Raw genomic sequence first — 2,816 nt, 5'->3', positions numbered from 1 at the left:
TGAATGACTGGCTTACTGTGCTTGGTTTTGCTCCTTCTGGAAACGCTCACTAAAAACAAATTTGCTTTTGATATTTATCACCAGAGTTGGACTTCCTGCTCTGGCGAGCTCGCTTGTATTTGTCACTTTAGATCATATAGATCTGATCAGTCCCTATTTTTCTTACAATTGCAGCAGTATTGTGTGGAGCAACAGGCTGGAAAGCGATCAATATTTTCGGTGAAGCTCAATTAGACTGGTTGAGACAGTATCGTTCATTCAATAATGGAATTCCTACAAGGCACTCAATTGGAAGGATAATTAGAGGTGTTAAAGCTGAAAGTTTAATGTCTTGCTTTATTAATTTTTCAAACGCCCTACGTGAAAAAAACAATAAAGAGCATATTAGTTTCGATGGTAAAGTTGTCTGTGGCTCTAAGCATGGTGATGACATCGACGCACTTCAACTTATGACTGCAATGGTTGTAGATAATGGACTTATTATTTATCAAAAAGAAACGTCAACCAAAACCAACGAAATTCCTGTAATGCAATCCATGCTTCAAAACATAAACATAGAAAATGCAGTGATTACAGCTGATGCCATGCATTGTCAGAAAGAAACCACTGCTTTAATACGAAAAGGTAAAGGGGATTACGTTCTCCAGGTGAAGAAGAATCAAGGTAAGTTACTTGCTGAAATCGAAGCCTACTTCAATAAATGCTATCGAGATACGCCAGAGCTTTTAAAGCAGAATCACTTTATGGAACTTGATGGTGAACACGGCCGAATTAATGAGAGACATTATCGTCTGTTACCCATTACAAACTGGTTTGATGAAACGGCTAAATTTACAGATAGCCATGCCATTGTAGAAGTCACTCGCTTACGAGAAATAAAAGAAAAAATAAGCAAAGAAACGTCTTACTACATCACTTCATTAACAAGCAATGTGGAAAATGTTGCGAGATATATACGAAAACATTGGGCAATAGAAAACAGTCAGCATTGGGTACTTGATGTCACTTTTAAAGAAGATGATTGTAAAATTTATGCAGATGATGGCGCAAAGAATTTAGCGACCATTAGGCGAAAGATTTTGAATTTAGTAAAAAGTCACTCTTCAAAAGACAGTGTTGCTGGCAAGATGCAAAGGGCCTGTTGGGATATGAATTTCAGGGCTGAGATTTTATTTGGTGAATAATTCATCAAAGCGTAATCCCGCCCTGTGAAAAATAGTGAGTTGAGTGCAGGTATTTTGTTCATTTAACTTTCAGAGTGCTGAATAGTTACGTTATATGTTTGATATAAGGATGTAAATGTTAAATTAAAGTTAAACTGGATTATTTATATCGATAAACTGATGTTCTAAACCAAACTTTTCCTGTAAATGATTTCCAAGTGCTTCAATACCATAACGTTCGGTTGCATGATGGCCTGCTGCGAAGTAGTGCACGTCTTGTTCAATAGCGTTGTGATACGTTCTTTCTGATACTTCACCACTAATAAAAGCATCCATGCCAAGGCCAACAGCTACATCTAAATAATCTTGTGCGCCACCTGTACACCACGCCACTTTTGAGATCAGTTTACTATCATCGCCCATATGCATAGGTTCACGCTGCAGTACGTTAGATAACAGAGTTGAAAATTCAGTAGCTGAAACAAGCTTAGACGTCTCACCTTGCCAGATTAAATCTTGCTCCACACCTTCGACACAACGAATATTCTCAAGCCCTAGTTTCTCACCCAGCTGAATATTATTGCCGACTTCAGGATGACCATCTAACGGTAAGTGGTATCCCATAAGGTTAATATCATTGAGTAGTAACGCTTTAATGCGTCGTTGCTTCATGCCGATAATTTGTTGCGGCTCGCCTTTCCAAAAATATCCATGGTGAACAAAAAGCGCATCCGCTTTTTCTGCAATTGCAGCATCTATCAATGCCTGAGAAGCCGTAACTCCTGTAACAATCTTCTTGATTTGTGCCGTACCTTCTACTTGTAACCCATTCGGCGCATAATCTCTATATTTAGACACCATCAAGTAATCGTTAAGATAGCTGAGTAAGTCGTTTCTCGTCATTTTGGTTCTCTAGAGTTAGCGTTCATAAATACAATGTTAACACGCAAAACGGGCCATTTTTATGCTTTTAACCGTAGTTTTATGACTAAAATTGGACTTTTTAGTCCATAAAGGGCTAAAATCTATGTAAACGTTTTGCAACAGATTAATAATAAATAGGTTATATGATGCCAAAACTGAGCAAAGAAGAAACAATCGCAGCTCTAACTGCAGCAATTAAGCAACATGAAGGCCGTGATGTTTCTATCGAACAGAAAGGTAGTTGGTACAAGATTGATGATGGTAAATCTTTAAGATTCTCTGAACTTGAAGCAATGTTAGAATCATTTGGTGCAGCCCCTGCTGAAAGCAAAAAAGAAGTAAAAGCTGAAGCTAAGCCAAAAGCAGAGAAGAAAAAGCCTGCTAAAGTAACTAAAAAGAAAGCTGAATCAAAATCAGGTGGCATGCTACCTAAAGAGTACTGGTTAAACTACCTAAATTCGCAAGGTAGTCAGTTCACTCTACCACGTGGGTTTTAAACTTTAATTTCTAATTAAGTTTATATCCAATACGCCAGCATAACGCTGGCGTTTTTATTTGTGTTTTCAGAAGTAGAAGTAATTAATAAAGCTAATTTCTGGACAAAAGTTGGACATAAACGTGTTTCGGTTTCGGTTCGTAATCAAAAAATTGCATTAGAAAAAGTATCTCTGAAATCAAATTTCTGAAAGCTACGACTAGCCCTAAAAAACAACTTAGGGCTTACATCAG

At 37.5% G+C, this 2,816-nt stretch carries 3 protein-coding genes; 2 read left to right on the top strand and 1 reads right to left on the bottom strand.

All coding sequences use genetic code 11. From position 1 onward, the window contains the following. Positions 1 to 155: 155 nt before the first annotated feature. Entirely contained in the window at positions 156 to 1,184 is a 1,029-nt protein-coding gene (locus tag JQC92_RS21650) for an ISAs1 family transposase (protein ID WP_338049538.1), read from the top strand. A gap of 129 nt (positions 1,185 to 1,313) precedes the next feature. On the opposite strand, the gene JQC92_RS21645 is transcribed toward JQC92_RS21650, so the two are convergent. After that, positions 1,314 to 2,066 carry a Nif3-like dinuclear metal center hexameric protein gene (locus JQC92_RS21645; RefSeq protein WP_205001605.1) on the bottom strand — a complete coding sequence of 251 codons (753 nt, stop codon included), beginning with the start codon at positions 2,064 to 2,066 and terminating at the stop codon, positions 1,314 to 1,316. Positions 2,067 to 2,233: 167 nt separating this feature from the next. Here JQC92_RS21645 and JQC92_RS21640 point away from each other — a divergent pair, with 167 nt between their 5' ends. Next, positions 2,234 to 2,584: a hypothetical protein gene (locus JQC92_RS21640; RefSeq protein WP_205001604.1), complete on the top strand. Its 351-nt coding sequence runs from the start codon at positions 2,234 to 2,236 to the stop codon at positions 2,582 to 2,584. The last annotated feature ends 232 nt before the right edge of the window (positions 2,585 to 2,816 follow it).

The sequence above is a fragment of the Parashewanella hymeniacidonis genome (assembly GCF_016900895.1).
Taxonomy (GTDB): Bacteria; Pseudomonadota; Gammaproteobacteria; order Enterobacterales; family Shewanellaceae; genus Parashewanella; species Parashewanella hymeniacidonis.
Note: the sequence above shows the minus strand (reverse complement) of the source record. Positions and strands in the feature narration are given on the sequence as shown.